General features: G+C 70.1%; 20 protein-coding genes. 1 reads left to right on the top strand and 19 read right to left on the bottom strand.

Annotated features, from left to right (window positions below; genetic code table 11):
- Window positions 1-140 (top strand): transposase (locus AC08OU_RS03425; protein ID WP_476604353.1); only part of this gene is annotated, 140 nt, incomplete at its 5' end.
- A 350-nt stretch (window positions 141-490) separates the two neighbouring features.
- Here the strand turns inward: AC08OU_RS03425 and AC08OU_RS03430 are convergent.
- The 19 genes from AC08OU_RS03430 to AC08OU_RS03520 all read right to left on the bottom strand — a co-directional run bounded on the left by AC08OU_RS03430 (window position 491) and on the right by AC08OU_RS03520 (window position 18,201).
- The gene (locus AC08OU_RS03430) at window positions 491-778 is read right to left on the bottom strand and encodes a peroxiredoxin (protein WP_476604312.1); all 288 of its coding nucleotides are present in this window, start codon (window positions 776-778) and stop codon (window positions 491-493) included.
- Between the two features lie 81 nt (window positions 779-859).
- Window positions 860-2,461 (bottom strand): FAD-dependent oxidoreductase, encoded by a 1,602-nt coding sequence (locus tag AC08OU_RS03435; RefSeq protein ID WP_476604313.1) that lies wholly within the window; start codon window positions 2,459-2,461, stop codon window positions 860-862.
- A 650-nt stretch (window positions 2,462-3,111) separates the two neighbouring features.
- On the bottom strand, window positions 3,112-3,840 hold the full coding sequence (locus tag AC08OU_RS03440) for a hypothetical protein (protein ID WP_476604314.1): 729 nt from the start codon (window positions 3,838-3,840) through the stop codon (window positions 3,112-3,114).
- A 49-nt stretch (window positions 3,841-3,889) separates the two neighbouring features.
- Window positions 3,890-4,837, bottom strand: coding sequence for a heme-binding protein (locus tag AC08OU_RS03445; RefSeq protein WP_476604315.1), 948 nt, complete (start codon window positions 4,835-4,837; stop codon window positions 3,890-3,892).
- A gap of 2 nt (window positions 4,838-4,839) precedes the next feature.
- Window positions 4,840-5,841 carry a sugar phosphate isomerase/epimerase family protein gene (locus tag AC08OU_RS03450; protein ID WP_476604316.1) on the bottom strand — a complete coding sequence of 334 codons (1,002 nt, stop codon included), beginning with the start codon at window positions 5,839-5,841 and terminating at the stop codon, window positions 4,840-4,842.
- 4 nt (window positions 5,842-5,845) lie between these two features.
- Entirely contained in the window at window positions 5,846-6,760 is a 915-nt protein-coding gene (gene iolE, locus AC08OU_RS03455) for a myo-inosose-2 dehydratase (RefSeq protein ID WP_476604317.1), read from the bottom strand.
- Between the two features lie 43 nt (window positions 6,761-6,803).
- A complete protein-coding gene (locus AC08OU_RS03460; protein WP_476604318.1) occupies window positions 6,804-7,289 on the bottom strand; it encodes a hypothetical protein in 486 nt (161 codons plus the stop codon).
- Entirely contained in the window at window positions 7,276-8,361 is a 1,086-nt protein-coding gene (locus tag AC08OU_RS03465; RefSeq protein WP_476604319.1) for a ferritin-like domain-containing protein, read from the bottom strand. The genes AC08OU_RS03460 and AC08OU_RS03465 overlap by 14 nt, the downstream gene beginning before the upstream one ends.
- An 18-nt stretch (window positions 8,362-8,379) precedes the next feature.
- On the bottom strand, window positions 8,380-10,260 hold the full coding sequence (locus tag AC08OU_RS03470; protein WP_476604320.1) for a GMC family oxidoreductase: 1,881 nt from the start codon (window positions 10,258-10,260) through the stop codon (window positions 8,380-8,382).
- Window positions 10,261-10,297: 37 nt separating this feature from the next.
- Entirely contained in the window at window positions 10,298-11,332 is a 1,035-nt protein-coding gene (locus AC08OU_RS03475; protein ID WP_476604321.1) for a ferritin-like domain-containing protein, read from the bottom strand.
- Window positions 11,329-13,119, bottom strand: coding sequence for a GMC family oxidoreductase (locus tag AC08OU_RS03480; protein ID WP_476604322.1), 1,791 nt, complete (start codon window positions 13,117-13,119; stop codon window positions 11,329-11,331). Before AC08OU_RS03480 ends, AC08OU_RS03475 begins: the two co-directional genes overlap by 4 nt.
- Complete coding sequence (locus AC08OU_RS03485; RefSeq protein ID WP_476604323.1) at window positions 13,116-13,637, bottom strand: hypothetical protein; 522 nt, start codon at window positions 13,635-13,637, stop codon at window positions 13,116-13,118. Before AC08OU_RS03485 ends, AC08OU_RS03480 begins: the two co-directional genes overlap by 4 nt.
- A gap of 3 nt (window positions 13,638-13,640) precedes the next feature.
- Complete coding sequence (locus tag AC08OU_RS03490) at window positions 13,641-15,056, bottom strand: glycoside hydrolase family 15 protein (RefSeq protein WP_476604324.1); 1,416 nt, start codon at window positions 15,054-15,056, stop codon at window positions 13,641-13,643.
- A 106-nt stretch (window positions 15,057-15,162) separates the two neighbouring features.
- Window positions 15,163-15,609, bottom strand: a complete 447-nt coding sequence (locus tag AC08OU_RS03495) for a lipocalin-like domain-containing protein (protein ID WP_476604325.1) — start codon at window positions 15,607-15,609, stop codon at window positions 15,163-15,165.
- Between the two features lie 31 nt (window positions 15,610-15,640).
- Complete coding sequence (locus AC08OU_RS03500) at window positions 15,641-15,940, bottom strand: hypothetical protein (RefSeq protein ID WP_476604326.1); 300 nt, start codon at window positions 15,938-15,940, stop codon at window positions 15,641-15,643.
- Window positions 15,941-16,180: 240 nt separating this feature from the next.
- Window positions 16,181-16,567, bottom strand: a complete 387-nt coding sequence (locus AC08OU_RS03505) for a hypothetical protein (protein WP_476604327.1) — start codon at window positions 16,565-16,567, stop codon at window positions 16,181-16,183.
- 9 nt (window positions 16,568-16,576) lie between these two features.
- Complete coding sequence (locus AC08OU_RS03510) at window positions 16,577-17,269, bottom strand: hypothetical protein (RefSeq protein WP_476604328.1); 693 nt, start codon at window positions 17,267-17,269, stop codon at window positions 16,577-16,579.
- 9 nt (window positions 17,270-17,278) lie between these two features.
- Window positions 17,279-17,410 carry a hypothetical protein gene (locus AC08OU_RS03515; RefSeq protein WP_476604329.1) on the bottom strand — a complete coding sequence of 44 codons (132 nt, stop codon included), beginning with the start codon at window positions 17,408-17,410 and terminating at the stop codon, window positions 17,279-17,281.
- 2 nt (window positions 17,411-17,412) lie between these two features.
- On the bottom strand, window positions 17,413-18,201 hold the full coding sequence (locus AC08OU_RS03520) for an AAA family ATPase (RefSeq protein ID WP_476604330.1): 789 nt from the start codon (window positions 18,199-18,201) through the stop codon (window positions 17,413-17,415).
- Window positions 18,202-18,208 lie beyond the last annotated feature (7 nt).

Here is an 18,208-nt window from a genome sequence, read left to right on the forward strand (position 1 = left end):
CTCTTATGCCGGCGCTGACCCTGCCCTACAGCTCCGGCCCCGTCGAAGGCACCGTCAACAAGATCAAAATGATCAAGCGGCAGATGTACGGCCGCGCCAACCTCGACCTACTGCGCAAGCGCGTCATCCACCCGACCTGACCACCCGACCTGACCACCCGGACCACCCGGACCACAAGATCAGCGCCAGAGCCAGGTCCGGTGTCCGCCTACAGGGAGGTTGGTATGTCCGCTCACACCGCTCCACAGCTCCGGCCCTGGTCAGGGGGCATTTCGTGACCATGACCGGTCTGCATGGAGGTTGCGAAGTCTCCGGTGAGGTTTCCCCGTGGTGGCAGGTCAGCCCGCCCCGGGGGCGCCCCAGGTCGCGCAGGGACGCCGGCCCCGTGGCCCGGGGTGTCGCTCGCGCCGCGGCTCGCTCGCAGCCAGCCAGCCAGCCAGCCACGGTGTGACATTTTGGTGATCGTTTATGACGAATGATCACCAAAACGTCACACCGTGGCACACCCAAAAGGTCGGAGGCGCCGGATGGCACACCGCGGTGGCACGATCACGGGCTCGCCGGGACGCCAGTCGGCGGGGGTCGCCACCGAGAAGGCGTCCGCGGTCTGCAGGGCGACCACGACCCGCTGCAACTCGTCGAAGTTCCGGCCGAGGCTGAGCGGGTAGTAGATGATCGTACGGATCACGCCGGCAGGATCGATGACGAAGACCTCGCGGACCGCCTTGGTCGAGTCCTCGCCGGGCATGATCATCCCGTAATTGCGTGCGACCTCCATGCCGAACGACCGAGCATCTGGGAGATCCCGAGGCCCTGCACACTGACAGGGCTGTCCCCGCGACGAGGGCGCCGACCGGCGCTACAGCTTCGTGGCTCGGAGTACGACGTCGTCGACGTGATGGGTGCTGGCCGCGCCGGGGGGCCGGGGCCGGGTCTCGTGGACCTCGACCCGCCATACGGCCGTGTCGCCGAGGGCGGCGGCGATCTCGTCGACGCCCACGTAGGCGTCGGGGTCGAACATGCGGGTCTGCGTCGTCGCGTCGATGGGGTCGCGCAGGGGTGTGAGGTCGTGGGACACGACGAGCAGCGTGCCGCCCGGGGCGACCGCGGTCAGCAGGTTGCGCAGGCCACGGTGATCGGGGGTGCGGTGGAAGGAGCCGTACTGCAACGACACGAGGTCGTAGGCATCCGCACCGAAGGCGTCAGGGTCGTTGGCGTCGGCGCGCAGGCAACGGACGGCGAGTCCCCGGCGCTCGGCCTCGGCGCTCACCCGGGCGAGGGCGTTGCCGGAGATGTCGGTGGCGGTGACTTCCCAGCCCTGCTCGGCCAGCCAGAGGGCGTCGGCTCCCTCGCCGGCCCCCACGTCGAGCGCCCGGCCCGGAACGAGGCCGCCGGCCTCGCGAACCAGGGTGCCGTTGGGGTTGCCGCTCCACATCCGGTCTTCGGTGCCGTAGCGGTGGTCCCAGTCGGTCAGCTCGCCGGAGGCACGGACACCGGCGAGCAGGTCGTCGTCGGCGAGGCCGACGGCGATCATCGCGCCGACCCGGCTGCCGTGGGCGGCGGCGTGGAGGACCTGCATGCTCGGGTCCGTCACGTTGCCAGCGGCGTAGATCCCGGGAACGGCGGTCTGGCCCATGGGGTCGACCTCGACCACCTCCCCGGAGCCGGTCGAATGCGCGGTGGTGGTCACACCCGCGGGCGTGAGCGCCCCCGCCCGGGCGTGGAAGCGCGGGCCCACGACCACGGCGTCCGCCTCCAGCGTGTAGCCGCCGGCCAACTCGACGCCCGCCACCCCGCCGCCAGGTCCCGCCACGATCCTGCGGACCTTGTCCCGGACGACGGTCACGCCGGCGGCGCGCAACGCCTCGACGGCGGCGTCCTCGACGCCGTCGGCGTCGTGCAGGACGACCGTCAGGCGTTCGGTCAGGTGCCGCAGCAGTGCGGTCGGGTGGAGCCCCATGGCATGGGTCACGACCTGCACCAGACGCCGGTCGCGCACCTCGAAGCCGTGGCAGAACGGGCAGTGGACGACGTCGTGGCCCCAGTGCTCGGCCAGCCCGTCGATGTCGGGCAGCTCGTCGGTGAGACCGGTGGCGGCGAGCACGCGGCGGGCGATCACCGCGTTACCGCCGGTCAGCTCCACACGGAACAGGCCGTCATCCCGGCGCTGCACGGCGAGCACCCTGCCGGAAAGGACCTCTCCTCCGTATCCGCGCACCTCGTCGCGCCCGATCGTCACCAGCTCCGACGGCGGTGCACCCTCGCGGCCGAGGTAGCCGTGCATGTGCTCCGCGGGAGCGTTCCGCGGGGTTCCGTCGTCGACGACGATCACGGACCGCCGCTGACGGGCGAGCTGGAGGGCAGCGGCCAGGCCCGCGGCCGACCCGCCGATCACCGCCACGTCGCAGAACCGGTCCACGGTGGGAGTGGTGGGGAGGTGGTGCCCGCGCTCGTCCGTCATCGGTAGTCAGGGGCGCCAGTACCGCGGACGGTCCGGTTTCCCCTTGCCCCTTTCAATCCGTACGTGCGGTTCTCCCGCATACGGCTTACCGATGATCTCGAAGGTGGCCGCGCACTCCCGCACTTCCATTCGCAGGCGATTTATCCGACTTTCTAGCTTCGCAAGCTGCGGCGCGCTCTCACCGTGCCCCGACGCGCTCCAATCGTTCATTATTACGCCACCCCTCCTGCAAGGCCTGGGGGGCGCCATACAATCGGATCCGAGTCGAGAGCAGAGGATCTGGAAGATCGTTCGAGTGCAGTTCTGGCCCGATCCGCGCCATCTGTAGAGAACGAATAGTACTTGCGCCGCGGCCTGCCGACTTGAGCGGGGTCCACATCTTCGATCCGACTCACCAGGATCCCGGCATTTTCAAGCCTAGCCACGATCGGCGTGACCGTTCCGGACGGCAAACCAGCCGCGCGCCCTATCTCCGCGCCATAGGCTTCCCTTGTGGGCTCCACCAGCAGTGCCTGCAGGACAAGTCGAGTAGCTTGTGTCATGCGAAGGCCGGCCACGCCCCCACCCTACCTTTATCTCTAGCTAGGGGTCCGGCGGGGAACCCGCGTCTCTGATGGCCAGCCGCGTTGGCCCGCCGTCCTCGCCGACGATCAGGTCAGTGCGAGGGCGGCACCGTAGAGGAGGCCGCCGAGGACGAACCCTGGTGCGCGCGCGACGTCCTGCTCCCGGATGTGGTGCTGCAGAACGTTCAGCGCGAGCAGGCCTGCGAGCGCCGAGCGCAGGACCGCGAGCACGACGCCGCCGGGCGCCCACGCCGTGCCGATCGCCGCGCCCATGAGGAGCGCCGCCGCCATCGCCGGCCGCCCCCAGCGGCGGTACGCCTCCGCGTTGTGCACCAGGTGCTCGCGCTCCACCAGAGCGAGGTGGACACCGAGCAGCAGCGTGACGGGCACCAGGGCCAGCGGCCCGTGGTGGTGGTGATGCTGCAGGAGGATGCCGGCGTTGACGTTCGCCGCCACGTGAGCCATGGTCGTCAGCCGGAACGCCAGGTCGGCATCTCCGGCCGGCCCGCCGCCGGTGGTCGCCCGAAGGCGCTGCCTGCGGCCCCCCTGGGCGAGCGTCAACAGCATCATCCCGCCGAGGCAGGCGAGCCAGGCGGGTTCGGTGAGGACGAACCACCGCGCCTCGGGCGAGGCCTTGAACTGGCTCTCCGCCTGGGCGACCACGGGCATCAGGTCCACCACGACGTAGGCCAGCAGGCAGCCCTCGGCAACCTGACCGAAGCGCACACCGAGGCGCGAGTCGAGCATCCGCAGATGCTGACCGGTCAGGTGCAGGCCTGCCAGGAGCGCGACCGCCACGAGCGCATAGACGTTCATCCTGATCGCTCTATCGGCTCGTGGCCGTGTCCCTTGAGCTGCTGGAGAGTCAGAAGGCCTTCACCAACGTCCCCACGGTGACGTGGGGGAAGCTCTGGCCGCGAAAGTTGAGCAGTGCCGTCTGCGAGTACTGCAACTGCAGGTGCTCCTTGCCGTGGGGTCCCTGCACCGTCTCGATCGCGAACACAGACTCCAGGCTGAGCGCCTCGGCGTTCTTCACGATGAACGGGATGTTGTCGATCCCGCCCGCCGACGCCGTCGACGTGATGAGCCGGGTGACGTGCGTCAGCGTGAGTCCTTCCAGTGCCTCCCGGATGATGACGTTGGGGTCGTCGACGACCGCCTGCGTGACCCCGGGCGGGAGCGGCGAGGTGCGGAACGGAGTGTCGACGCTGAGGTCGTATTCGGGATACGGGTTCTTCGTTCCCGCTGGGGGTGGCGACGACCCGATCGGGAACGGTGCCGTTGCGCCCGAGGGGATCGCCGGGAGGCCGTCGAGGACGACGTCCTCGACGAAACCGACGGCGCACACGGAATTGCCGTGCGGAACGGTGGCGAGCCGGGCAACGCTGGCGTCGGACCGTGGATCGGCGGTCGCCGGAATGGTGAGCCAGAGGCCGGGTTCGATGTGCAGCGCCTCCCCGGTGATGCCGTCCGTGACCCGGTGCAGGTAGGTGACGCCGTAGAGGGCGATGTCGGGCTGCCGGCTCCCCCGGTTGATCACCGGCGACCCGATCGTGGTGAACTCGATGGACTCCCTGAGGAGATTCAGTTGCAGGAAGAAGCCGTTCGGGCTGCCATCGGAGAAGTCCGGCCGGGCGATGAGGCTGAACCCGGTGCCCTCCCAGAAGCCGGGCAGGTCCCGCAGCGGACCCAGGTTGACCGCCGTCGCCTGTTGCGAGGAAACCGCGCGGTAGGTGCCGTGGCCGCCGGCCCGTGCGGGCTGGGCCGGAACTTTCGCCGCACCGGGACGGCTGATCGTCTGTTCGTCGGTCATCGCTACCCCTCGCCGCCGAACTTGCTCAGCTCCGTCCGCAGAGCTTCGATCGCCTCCGCCGCGACGGTGTAGGCGTCCGGCCACCCCTCGACCGGGTCGTCCTCGCCCGGGACCCAGAACTTCCGCCGGGTCAGGTGCAGGGGCGTCAGGAAGGCGGGGATGGCGTTGAAGACCTCGATCAGCAACGGGCCGTCGTACCGGGGCAGGACGGCCGTGAGGAAGGCGTCCCAGGGGATCCAGCTGTCCCGGACGGCGCCACGGTCCGGCGCCGACACCTGCGCGTAGTTGATCCGGCCCGCCTCACCGGCCGCGCGGATCTCCTGCCGGAACGCCTCAGGGCCGCTGCTGCCCAGGACCACGTGCGCACTGTCGACACAGACGCCTACCTGCCGGCTCGGCACACCCTCGAGGAAGCGGAGCACGTCCCCGACCATGTTCGGCGCCGGCGTCTCCCAGTGGTCGACGGGTTCGATGGCCAGCTTCACGTTCATGCCCGCCGCATACTCCCCCAGCTCGTCCAGGATCGGTTGGGCGTTGCGGAACCGGGGCTGGCTCCACGCCCACAGGGCGTCGCTCCAGATCGGCTCGTTCGCGTCGGTGGTGGGGAAGACGTTGTAGGGGAACACGATCGGCCCGGCCATGATGGTCCCGCCCAGGGCCACCGTGATGTCCACGCGGGACTTGAGGTAGTCGAGGGCGGCCGCTCGCTGGTCGCCGTACGGCGACGTCGGGTCGAACGTCCGCGTGGCCGCCACGTTGGTCGTGACGCCGACGTCGTCCAGTCCGGCCCGGTCGAGCGCCCGCCTCAGCCCGGTGTAGCTCGCCACCTCGGTCCGGCGGTCGCCGGCACCGGTGGGCGCGACGGGCAGATCGAAACCGCTGTATCCGAGCCGCCGCAATTCCTTCATGTGGCGGGCGATCAGGGTGGCGTACTCGGGATCGCCGGGCCGCAGATCCGTCGTGAACATGAAGAAGCTGAGGTATACGTCCCGGTCGCTGCTCATCGCGTCACCAGCCCAGGACGTCGCGCAGGTATGCCCGGGCCTTGAGCGCGTACTCCAGGGGGTTCGCCTTCGCGGGGTCCTGCTCGGCCTCGACCACCAGCCAGCCCTCGTACTCGGCGGCGCCCAGGGTCTGGAGGATCGGCACGAAGTCGATGGCGCCGTCCCCGGGCACGGTGAACACCCCGGCCTCGACGCCCTGCTGGAAGGACAGGCCCTCCTCGCGGACCCGGCTGACGACGTCCGGCCGCACGTCCTTGAGGTGGACGTGCGAGATGCGCCCGGCGTGCGCCCGGGCTGCGGCGAGCGGGTCGTCGCCGGCGAAGGCGAGATGCCCCGTGTCCAGGAGCAGGTGGACAAGGTCCGGCTCCGTGGACGCCATCAGGCGGTCGACGTCTGCCCTGGTCATGACGCCCGTGCCCATGTGGTGGTGGTAGCAGAGCCGCATCCCGGCCGCGGTCGCGATCTTGCCGAGGCGGTTGAGGCCGCTGGAGAGCCGGTCCCAGTCGTGGTCGTCGAACACCGGGCGGTTGGCGAACAGGGCGACCGGCAGGATGTGCGCGGTGCGGCCGAACTCGGCGACGACCAGGTCCCTGCCGCCCATGGCCTTGATGAAGCCGAGTTGCTCCTCGAAGGCGTCGACGGTCTGCTGCTCCATCCCGTTGACGGTGAAGTACGTGCTCACCCACGGCTCGGACACCTGCAGGCCGCGCAACTGGAGCGCGCTCCGGAGCGCCGCCGGATCCTTGGGGTACTTGTGCCCGACGCTGCACCCCTGGAAACCGGCCAGCGCCATCTCGCTCACGCACTGCTCGAACGGGATGCCGATGTCGATGGACGGAAAGTCGTCGTTCCACCAGAGCGTCGGTGTCACGCCGAGCCGGACCTTGTCCGGGCCCAGATTGCTGATCGCCTCGGTCACTGCCTGCCCCCTCCTGTCGTCGTGCTGGTCCGTGGGCCCGGGCTCACCCCGGGATGGCCGGGATCCGGGGCGGCTGCGTCCACGAGGCGTACCCGGGCGCCCTCGCGCCGGGAGGGTTCGCGCCGACGGCGCGCCACAGCAGCCCTTCCGGATAGGCCGCCGGTGACACCGTGAACGTGCCGTCGTCCCCCCGTGCCGCACCGAAGCGCGCGGTCCACCCGGGCGGTAGCCGGTACCAGATCCCGACGTACCAGAGCTTGACGACGGCCCTGGCGACGGGCCCCAGCCGCTCGTCGCCGAAGACGTCCCGCGCCAGCACGACGTCACGCTCCTGCCGGTCCGCGGGGGCCGCCTCGACCGCTCGCCCGTACTCGTCGAGCAGGTCGCCGAGGACGTCGTCGCCCACGACGCGCCGGACCGTACTCAGGTACGCGTCCGCCTGGCCCGTGCCCATCAGGTCGAGGGTGCTGAACGCGGTCACCTCCGCGGAGAAGGCCAGGAACCGCTCCATCAGGTCAGCCGTGGTCATGTCCGCTCCTGTCGCCCGACGGGAGCTCGAACGTCGGTCCGGCGTGAAGTCCCGGCCGGTCGGGAATCGGGTTGCGGATCAGGCGGTTCATGTCGTCCCGGATGTGGAACATCCGCCACACCGCCTCCAGCAGGAGGTCCGGCTGCCCGGTGTAGGCGCGGGTAAGGAACGACAGGAAGTCGGCGTACGACGCGTTGAACTCCGCCGCGGCTGCCCGCAACGGCGATCCCGGCGGGTAGCCGGCCAGGCGGGCGTTCTTCACGACCGGGTACACCGCGCCGTAGTCGACCTCCAGCGGCGGTCCGGTGGGATGCCCCGGATCGTCACCCTTCTGGTAGTAGCGGCCGAGCCGGAGCTGCTCGAACCGGTAGTAGTGGGACAGCTCGCCCTCGGCGTCGTAGATGCCGCCACCCAGGCCCTCGCCCTGCTCGGCGATGAGGTTCAGCGCGGCGAGCGCGGAGGACAGGTCGGTCACGGGGATCGCCTCCCCACCGCCGGAGTAGAAGTACTCGGGCGTGACCTGCCGGTGCGGATCACCGGTGAACAGCGGTTCGCCGCGCTCCTCGGACACCCCGTGCAGGTACTGCAAGCCACGGGCGATCTCCTCGTAGAACTCGCCGATGCTGTAGTACTGCATCGCGGGTTCCTCCGGGCTGGCGGCGAGGAGCCGCCGGCCGGACCGCCGCGACACCAGCCGGGTCACCTCGCCGGGAGCCTGCGCGGGCCGCTCGATCCTGAGGAAGGTGCTGACGGCGTCCGGTGAGAACGGCTGCAGGTCGACCTCGAAGTCCGTCTCGCCGTCCGGCAGGCAGGCCGGGTACGTCGGCACGAAGCCGGGTTTCGTGAGGTCGGGGCTCCCGCCGACAGCATTCAGGACGTTCGCCACCAGCGTGAGGTGGAGCATCTCCTCGACGACGACGACGCGAAGGACACGCCGGGCGTCGGGATTGGCCTGCGGATGCAGGGAATACAGCGCCGTCAGGTAGGGCGGGATCGTCGCGTGCTCCAGTTGCAGCGCCGCGTCCAGGTAGCCGAACAGCTGCTCGAGGGTCGTGATCCTGGGCTGGGTCAATGCTTCTCGCCAATCGAGTTAGCGTGCCGACAGGGCTACCGGCGCCTGCTCGCTGCGGAGCCGGTGGACGATGTGGGTGGCGCTCTTGAAGGCGAGCGCGGCCACGGTCAGCGTGATGTTCGACGTCCCGATCGTCGGCATGCTGCCGCCGCCCACCAGGTACAGGTTCTCGTGGTCCCACGAGCGGAGCGTGGCGTCCACGACGGACGTGGCCGGGCTCGTCCCCATCACGTGCGTGCCCGCCAGGTGGTTGCCGCCCAGGATCCGGTATCCCTGGCCGCCGTAGCCGACGTAGCCGGGGTCGGCCGGGTCGTAGGCCGTGTGGTCCTCGGCCCCGAGCCGTTCGAAGATCTGGCCCGCCAATCGCCGGCCGAACGCGGCCCCCCGCATGGTGTAGTCCGGCACGCCGTACGAGATGACCGGCCGCATGTTCCCGAGCTGGTCCCGGTAGGCGGGGTCCACCGTGACCCGGTTGCTCGGCGTGGCCGGCACTTCGATCATGAAGGCCAGCAGGAGCTGGCGGGAGATCTGATCGACCAGCGCCCGGCGCAGCGCCGGCCCGAACGCGTTCCGGACCTCCACGATGTCGTGCAGGTCGGTGTACGGCGCGCCGGTCGCCCAGCCCCACCCGTCGTTGTGGATGTCGATGCCGAAGCCGGCCTGCTTGCTGCGGAACGGCCCGCCGCGCAGATCGACGATCCCGCTCGTGCAGATGGTGCCGCGCAGCGTGCCCGCGACCTGGGGCAGGAGGGCCCAGTTGAGCAGGTACGCATGATCCATGAAGTTTCGCCCCACCAGGCCGCTGGTGCTTTCCAGGCCCGAGGCGAGCATGAGGCGGGCGTTCTCGACGGCGTTCGCGCAGAGCACGAACACGCGCCCCCGCGCCGTCCCGGTGTCGTACTCGGCGGAGGACGGGTCGTGGTACCTGCGGAACTCGAGGTGGCTGACGCGACCGTTGACCGGATCGGTGTGGACCTTGTAGGCGACCGCCTGCGCGAGCAGGTCGACCCCGCCCGCGAGGGCCTTGGCGAGGGTCTTCCCCGCGTGGTACTTGGCCTGCACCGGGCAGATCGGCACGCAATTGTTGTTGCCCTGGCAGCGCTCGCCCTGTTCCACCTGGTGGGTGCTCACCGCACCGACCGGGCGGTAGCCCTTCCCGCTGTCGTAGGCCGGGTTCGGGATGCCGTTGCGGCCCTGCGGGAACGGCCGCACCCTGAGGGTGAACCGGTCGCCCTCGAGGTCGACCTCGGTGCCGTCCACCCCGTTCGCGACGACGCGGTCGAGGTACGACTGCGGCAGGCCCTTCATGGGGAACGCGTAGTCCGGCGGGAACGAGATGCCGAGGTACGCCTGGTCCTCGACGTCGGCCGAGACGCCGATCTCCCGCTCGGCTTCACGGTAGTACGGCTCCAGGTCCCCGTAGCCGATGGGCCAGTCCAGGCCCTCGCCGAACCGGCTGGCCAGGTCGAAGTCCTCGGGAAGCATGCGCAGCGTCTTGGCTTCCCAGTGCATCGTCGTCCCGCCGAGGACCCGCGTGTACGTGGTGTCGGTGCAGACCGGGCCGTTCTGCACCAGGTAGCCCGACGTCACCGGCTGCCCCGGCGCAGTCGCCTGGGCGTCGGAGCTCCTGGGCATGGGCGCGTTGGGGTTGACCGGGTACGGCGACTGGTTGTCCTTCGCGGCGGCCGCGTAGAACTGCGTCAGGTAGTCCTCGTACCCCTTGATGGTCAGATCCTCCGCAGGGCCCGCCTCGAGGATGAGGACGCGCTGGCCGGCGCGGCCGAGCTCCTGGGCGATGATCGCACCCGCGATCCCGCCGCCGACGATGACGGCGTCGTAGACCGTGTCCGAGACGGCGCGGTGGTCGGTGCGGGTGGTGGCTCCACGAGGAAAGATCACTGGCGTTCCCTTCTCCAGGCACGGACCCCGGCTCGGCTCACCGGGCCGGATCCCACTCGAACGTCGGCCCGGCGTGGCTGCCGCCGCCGGGCAAGGGGTTCGCCAGCAGGACCAGCGACTGGTCGCGGAGCGTGAACATGGTGGGCACGGCGTCCAGCAGCGCCGCCGGGCGCCCGTTGAACGCGGCCTCGATCTGGCTCAGCAGCCGCCACCAGGTCCGGTTGGCCGCGTCCGAGGCGGCTCGCAGTTCGGGGTCGGCGTAGTCGGTTCCCCGCGGGTTGGCGATCATCGGGTGGACGGCGTCGAAGTCCACTCCGACCGGTGGTCCGGTCGGCGATCCGGCGTGATCGGACGGCAGGTAGGACCGGTCGTACTTGACCTGCTGGAACCGGAAGTAGTGGGCGAGGTCGCCGTCGACGTCGTACATGGAGCTCGGGTCACCCTCCCCCTGGTCCACGATCTCCTCGAGGGCCGCCTGTGCGGACGCCAGGTCCGTGACGGCGGTCGCCGCGCCACCGCCGGCGTAGTAGTACTCCCGGCCGATCTGCCGGACCGGGTCGCCGCAGAACAGCGCCCGCTCCCCAAGCTCCTTGGCCAACTGCTCCAGGCCGTCGGTGATTTCGGCGTAGAAGGCGCCGATCGTCGTCGGTCGGGACGACACCGTGGCGGCGCGGGCCACGTGATGGCCGCCCCGTCGCCGGTCGGCGACGAGCGGGTGGCCGGGGTCCATAGCCTGGTGGTCGTACTGCGGGTTCTCCACCTTCAGGAAGCCCTCGACGGCCTCCGGGCAGAACGGCAACAGGTCGAGGACGACCCCGTCGGGAAGTTCGTGCGGGTACCGCGGCACGTGCTCGGTTCCGGTGACCTTCGGGGTGCCGCCGATGGCGTTGAGGACGTTGGCCGCCAGCACCATGTGGAGCATCTCTTCGACGACGACGGACCGGATGATGAGCCGTGCCTCGTCGTTCGAGCCCGGCCGCAGCGAGTACAGCGCGCACAGGTAGGGCGGGATCGTGGACAGCTCCAGCTCGACCGCCGCCTGCAGCAGGTCCTTCAGCTGCTTGACGTTCACCCTGCCAGCTCCTTGATCATCTGATCCGACGTGCGCAGCGCCAGCGCGGCCATCGTCAGCGTGGGATTGGAGGTGCCCATGGTCGGGAAGCTTCCGGAGCCGACCACGAAGAGGTTGCGGTGCTCCCAGGAGCGCTGGTCGGCGTCGACCACCGAGTCCTCGGCACTGCTGCCCATCACGTGCGTTCCGGCGAAGTGGCCCATGCCGTGGTAGTGGAACACCCGGCCGTCGTAGGAGGCCGACGGGAACCACGCGCCCTCCTGCGGGTCCGTGCAGTCATGGATGCCGGCCCGGCGGAACACCTGCCGGTAGACGTCGGTGGCGGCGGCCATCCCGGCGAGGGTGTAGTCGTCGAGGTGATACCTGATCACCGGGCGCGGGTTGCCGAGCGGATCGACCTGGCCCCGGTCGATGCTCACGCTGTTGGCCGGCGACGGGAGCTGCTCGACGGCGACAGAGAACCGCACCTGCCGCGACAGGGTGTCCTCCAGGTGGCGGCGCAGGCGCGAGCCGAACAACCCCTCACCGGTCACCGCGGTGGCGACGCTGCTGTCCGGCGCACCCGTCGCCGCGCGCCACCCGTCGTTGCCGATGTCGAAGCGGAACGCGGCATGGGAGGCGCGGAACGCTCCGCCGCGAAGGTCGTCGATTCCCGCTGTCGACAGCGGGCCACGGAAGGCGCCCACCGGAGCCGGTGACAGCCCCCACGCGTACAACGTGGGGTGGTCCATCAAGTTCCTGCCGACCAGGGCCTTCGCGCCTCCGAGCCCGGATGCCAGCAGCAGCTTCGCGTTCTCGACGGCGTGCGCGGCGAGGACATAGGCGCGGGCCGACGCGGTGTGCACGGTGTGCCGGGACGAGCCCGGGTCCTCGTAGCGCTGGTACTCGACGCCCCGGACGAGGCCGCCGATCGGGTCCACGAGGATCCTGGACGCCACGGCCCGGGCGACCACCCGGAGCCTGCCGGGGTCCGCCTGCGCCAGGCTCTTCTGCGCGTTGTACTTGGCCTGCACCGGGCAGATCGGAGTGCAGGCGGTGTTGCCGGCGCACCGCTGCCCGAGGTCACGCGCCAGCGCCTGCCCCTCGCCCCGCTCGTCGACGGCGCCCACCGGCTCGTAGTCCCCGCGCGGGATCGAGTTGCGCGCGGCCGGGTAGTTCCGGACCTTGAGCGCGAACGGCTCGTCCCCGAGCGTGACCTCCAGCCCGTCCACGGCCCCGGCCAGCACCCGGTCGGAATAGCTCGGCGGCAGGCGGCGCATGGGGAAGTCGTAGCCGTCAGGGAAGTCGATGCCGAGATGGGACTGGTCGGCGACGTCGGCGGCCACGCCGATCTCCCGCTCGGCCTCCCGGTAGTACGGCTCGAGGTCGGCGTAGCCGAGCGGCCAGTCGCGGCCGACGCCGTACCGCGAGCGCAGCGTGAAGTCCTCGGGCAGCATGCGCAGGCACACCCCGAGCCAGTGCAACGTCGACCCGCCCAGCAGCCGCGTGTAGCTGCTGGCGTACTTGTCCGGCCCCTGCTGGAGGAAGTAGCCGGCGCCGCTTCGCACATCGGCGGTGTCCGGCTGAGGCGCGTTCACCGCGGGGGGCCACGCAGACTCCGGGTTCTTGCTCCAGGCGCTGAAGAAGTGGTTCAGGTGCTCGGTGTACCCGTCGAACGTCCACGCCGTGTCCGGGCCCGCCTCGAGCAGCAGGACGCGGAGTCCCGCGCGGGTCAGGCGTTTGGCGCTCAGGGCGCCGGTGACCCCCGCGCCCACGACCACGACGTCGTAGCTCGGCTCGCCGTTCATGCCCGGCTCTCGCCGGGCGCCACAGCCCACGCCCCGAAGCCCTGTTGCAGGGCACCCGCCGGGTGGGCGCCCGCCGCGGCCCACTGCAGGCCGCCCTGGTACGCCTCCGCGGAGACGACGTGATCGGCGTCCAGGGGCGAGGCGCCGTAGGCGGCGCGCCAGGTGTCCGGAAGCGCGTGCCAGGTGCCGCTGTACCACATCAGGATCACGTTGCGCGCCACCGGCCCGAGCTTCGGATCGGCCAGGACGGTCTCACCGAGGGCGGTCTCGCGGTCCGCCTCGACCGGCTGGCGCGCGAAGGCATCGAGGAGCTCGTCGAGCACGCCGTCCGGCAGCACCGCGTCGACGGTGCCCAGGTATGTGCCGGTCAACCCGGTTCCCAGCAGCTGGACGCGGCCGAAGCCGGTCAGGCACGCGGACAGGTCCAGGAACCGGTCCGCGCGTTCGCCGAGGGCGGTCCTGCCCTGTAGGAGCCGGGAGGCGGACGAGGGGCGGGCGCGGTCTTCGTGGATGGTCATTGCTCAGCCCTGGACCGGGCGCGCGCTCTTGGCCCGGACGGCGGAGAGGAAGGCGGCGTAGCTCCAGGTGAGGTCCCGCACGCTCTTGACGAATCCGGTCGAGCCGTCGAACTGTTCGCTGAGCTCGAGGTTGTCGCTGTGGTAGATGACGGCCCGCAGCATGGCGTCCCCGGCCCGTTCCAGCGCGTCCGCCGCCTGCTGCGGCGGCGTCGAGGGGCCCACGCCGACCTGGCCGAAGAAGTCGGCGGACAGCCCGTCGTACGGCACGGCTCCGGTCGTGGTGATCTCGGCGGCCAGGCGGTAGTACAGCTCGGCGAAGTTGCACGTGCACAGCGCCCAGGGGTGGCCGCCCACCACGTGGTCGGACATGTCGCCGTCGTAGGTGTCACCCGGATAGCGCCCCATCATGGGCCCGAGGCCACGGTCGCCGTCCGCGACGTTGATCGGGTAGACGGATGCCGACGCCTGGTCGGACCACTGCCGTCGGAGCTGCGCCGCGGTGGCGAGCAGCTTGGTGTCCGTCACGGGGACGGCGCCGTAGATGCTCGCCATCACGACGTCGATGTTCGGGTCGTAGCCCTGGCCCGCGGGGTTCGAGGGCGCGCCCGCGCCGGGGGCCTCGGCCAGCAGGCTCAGGTACCGGTTCCCGTCCCAGTGGCCCTGCAGCGCGCTCTCCAGCCACGCGACGGCGTCGGCAGTTCCCGCGGGAACGGTCACCCCGACGCTGTTCGACGAGATCGCCCGCAGGCACCGGAGCTGCGCGGCACGCGCGAAGAACGAGTAGGCCTGGTGCTCTTCCCACAGGTTGGTGGTCGGGTCCCGGTACACCTGCAGGAGGAAGCCGAGGTTGGTGTCGATGACCTGCGTCGCGAGCGCCTGGGTGGCCGGCTCGAGCTGATCGAACGCCTGGAGCAGGGCGAGCGACTGGAGCGCAGGCCCGTCGTTCTGCTCGCTCCAGGGCCGGGACCAGCCGTCGATGGTGAAGCACGCGTGGCCCAGTGTCGGTGTCGCGTTGTCCTGGCAGGTCTTCGCGAACCTGACGTAGTCCATCAGCGCCTCCACGCCGGCTCCCGGCCGGGTCGGCAACCCGGCGGCCGCGATCTCCATCGCGGTGATCGCCGCGTCGCGCGTCCAGTTGAAGACGTAGTCCTGGTCGACGCCGGGCGAGTTGGCCGGGTAGGACGGAGCGGCGATGACGCAGCCCGGCAGCGAGAACTTCGACCGGTCGGTGGGGTCGGCGAAGAGGAACCCGTCGCTGGAGACGTTCCTGAGCATCAGCGCGAACATGTGCTGGGCGACGACCTGGAAATCGACCTGGAGAAGATTTGTATGCGCTCGTTGAGCCGGGAGGGCGGAATACGCGGACGCGGATTTGGCTCGCGCCGAACCGGTGCGCGGTTCGCTGATCGTGACAGCCATTCGTAACCCCCCAGAAGCAAGGAACACAACGACAGGACGACGAGCCTTCTTCGACGCGCATCGGCAGTGACCTGAGACGACGACGCGAACTCGCGGCCGCGCTGGTCTAGCCGCTGTCCCGGTCGCCGCCGGGTCGGATCCAGGACAATTCGTTCACCACGGTCGTACCGCCGGCGATTCGCTGCGGCGGCGTGCGCAGGACGAGTCGGTCGCCGTCGAGGGAGAACGGACGCACCTGCTTGTCGCCGCTCCAGTTGGGGAACAGGCTGCCCTCGATGCTGTGCACGATGGAGCCGTTTTCCACCGCGTACGTTCCGACGTAGGAAAGGCAACCGGAGTAGGCGGACGCGCGTGCCGCCACGTCCCCGCCGAGCGGATCGTCGGTCGCCAGGGGCGGGCGTTCCGCCCGGACGATGTGCACGGCCATCCGGCCGTCGGACGCGTAGATGAGCTGCCCGCGCGCGTCCTTCCCGAGCGGGTAGCCGACTGTCCCGTCCGCGGCGATTCGCCGCCAGGCCTCCAACTGCCAGGTCCCGGCCAGGAAATCACTCACTAGCGGAGAGTGACACCGACACTACTCAGTGTCAAGAACGTTGGCCGACGCGGGTATTCCACGCCATCGGGATATTGCCCATCTCTTCGGCGCTCCCCGCGCGCCGTCGCCCGACGCGGCGGTTGAGTGGGATTCGTCGTCCTGCGCGGCGTTGGCCTGGGTAGCGCTCCTGGGCGAGCCGCCGGTAGACCCGGTCCCGGGCCTTGAGGACGACGGCTGCCAGCAGGATGGCTCCGCCGACCGTCTCCTGGCGCAGGATGTCGGCGATCCGTCGTGTCCCGGTCCACGAACGGGGGAGAACAGGCGCCGTGATCGTCCGCTCGATGGGCACCGGGCAGGTGGTGCGGCGCTGGACATAGGGGGCTGGGTGCTCACAAAGAACCTTCCGGGCGGGCGATCGGGCAGGCGATGACGACTGCCGACCAGGCTTCCCGGCGCACCGAGCAGCCAGCCTAACCGGAACGCCTCGACATCGCCCGGCACCCTCCGCGCCGAAGAGGACGAGGGCGACTTGGGGACCCGACACGCAGGCACCCTCCCCCGGGACGCCTGCAGCTGCCCTATGAGGCCGTCACCTCGTCAGCCCTGCGGCCACCCGCTCGTCGTGGATCTTCACCAGTTCGCGGAAGCCGATCCGGTCGTACTCCGGCTTGGGTTGGATGCCCCACCGGTCCTTGGACGTCGTCTGGCCGACGCCTTCGGGTTTGCTGAACAGCGGCATCGGGTACTGGCAGTTGCGGGTCGGGTCGGAGTAGCGGACAGCCTCCAACTCGCTGCAGATCTGGGTGAATGAGAGCGTGGGCCAGCCATACCAGATGGCCAGCAGCGGCATGGTGAAGGCGCCCTCCAGCACCAGGGCGACCATGCACACGACGAGCCCGCGCTGCAGGTAGCGGTGCATCCGGGCGAAGGCGGGCGTCGTGCCGGCCGGGAGCGGCTTGCCAGCGGCGGTGGTCATGAAATCCCCTCAGTCCGTGAAGATCTCGCGGTTGACGCTGTGCAAGTAGGGCAACGCCAGGAACGGTGAGATGTAGAAGATGTCGTAGAGCCACCAGCCGAAGACCGGGAACACCACGTGCGTGTAGCGGACGTCGGCGTAGATCGTCATGTTGGCCACGTAGCCGCACCACGCCACGACGCCGAACCAACAGGTGATGATCAGCCACTGCTGACCCCAGCGCTTCATCTGGAGGAAGCCGATGGCCGCGGCCAGCCGCATGCAGAAGACGATCGGCAGCAGGGCGATCTCCCAGGCCTTCTCGCCGGGGGCGCTGGCACCGCCGATGCTGAGTTCGTTGTAGTGCCAGAAGTAGCCGGCGTCGAACATGTTGCCCCACGCCGTGATGATCGTCCGGGTGATGAGCGTGTGGTTCGCCATCAGGTCGAGGGCCCAGCCGAAACTGTTGAGGGCGGCGTCGATCGCGACCAGGTACCCGATCAGGGTGACGATCATCGGCCGCACCGACAGCCCGCGCCGCTGGGCCTGCATCTGGAGGTGCATTCCCCGCAGAAACAGCGGCAGCCCGATCAGGCCGAGGATCATCGTGCCCATGAGGATCGCGCCCGGCAACAGCCAGCGGTCCGCTTGGCGCTGGGCCCGGCGGCCCTCCTCGTGGTGGTCGTACGAGACCGCTCTGCCGATGGCGACGTCCTCTGCCATGGCCGTCCCCTACCAGTTCCGTTGCAGGTACATGGACACCTGGATGGCGAACATCGTCAGCAGGTAGCCGTAGGCCACGAGCTGGAAGACGATCAGCGCGCGGCGGCGCTTGCGGTCCTGTTCGGAGATGGGTGGCTGCATGGTCATTCTCCTTCCGTGGAGGGGGTCAGGAGGGCGGCGGTGACCAGCTCGCGCAGGCCGGTCGAGATGGCGCCGTCGGTGCTCAGCGGTGCGAGCAGGCAGGCCTGCGCGGCCTCGAGTTCGGGGACGCCGCTCGCCACCAGGGCAGCGGTGGTCACCAGGGTGCGGGTGGACGGTGGGTCGAAGTGGAAGGCTTCGTTGGCTGTCCGGATGCTGCTGGCGCACGAGACCAGGCGGTCGGCGGTCGCGCGGGCGACGCCGGTCTCGGCGACCAGCACCTCAGCCTCGCCGGCGGCCGGCAGGTAGGTCATCGGGATGGTCACGAACCGTTGCCGGAACGAGGGTTTCAGCTCCTTGAGCGAGCTGCGGTAGGCCGGGTTGTAGGAGCACACCAGCATGAACTCCCGGGGCGCGGGCACGACGTCGCCGGAGCGGTCGAGGAAGAGCGTGCGCCGGTGGTCGGTCAGCGAGTGCAGGACGGCGAGGGAGTCGTGGCGGGCCTCGACCACCTCGTCGAGGTAGCACACCGCGCCGCCCTTGATCGCGCGAGTGAGCGGGCCGTCGGTCCAGACGACGTCGCCGCCGCTGACCAGGAACCGCCCGACCAGGTCGGAACTGGTGAGGTCGTCGTGGCAGCTGATCGTCACCAGCGGCCGGCCGAGAACGGCGGCCATGTGCTCGACCAGGCGCGTCTTCCCGCACCCGGTCGGGCCGGTGAGCATCACCGGCACCTGTCGCTCGAAGGCACGTTCGAACAGCAGGATCTCGTTGCCGTTGGCCAGGTAGATCATCGTTCCC

It is taken from the genome of Frankia sp. CcMO1 (assembly GCF_977945845.1).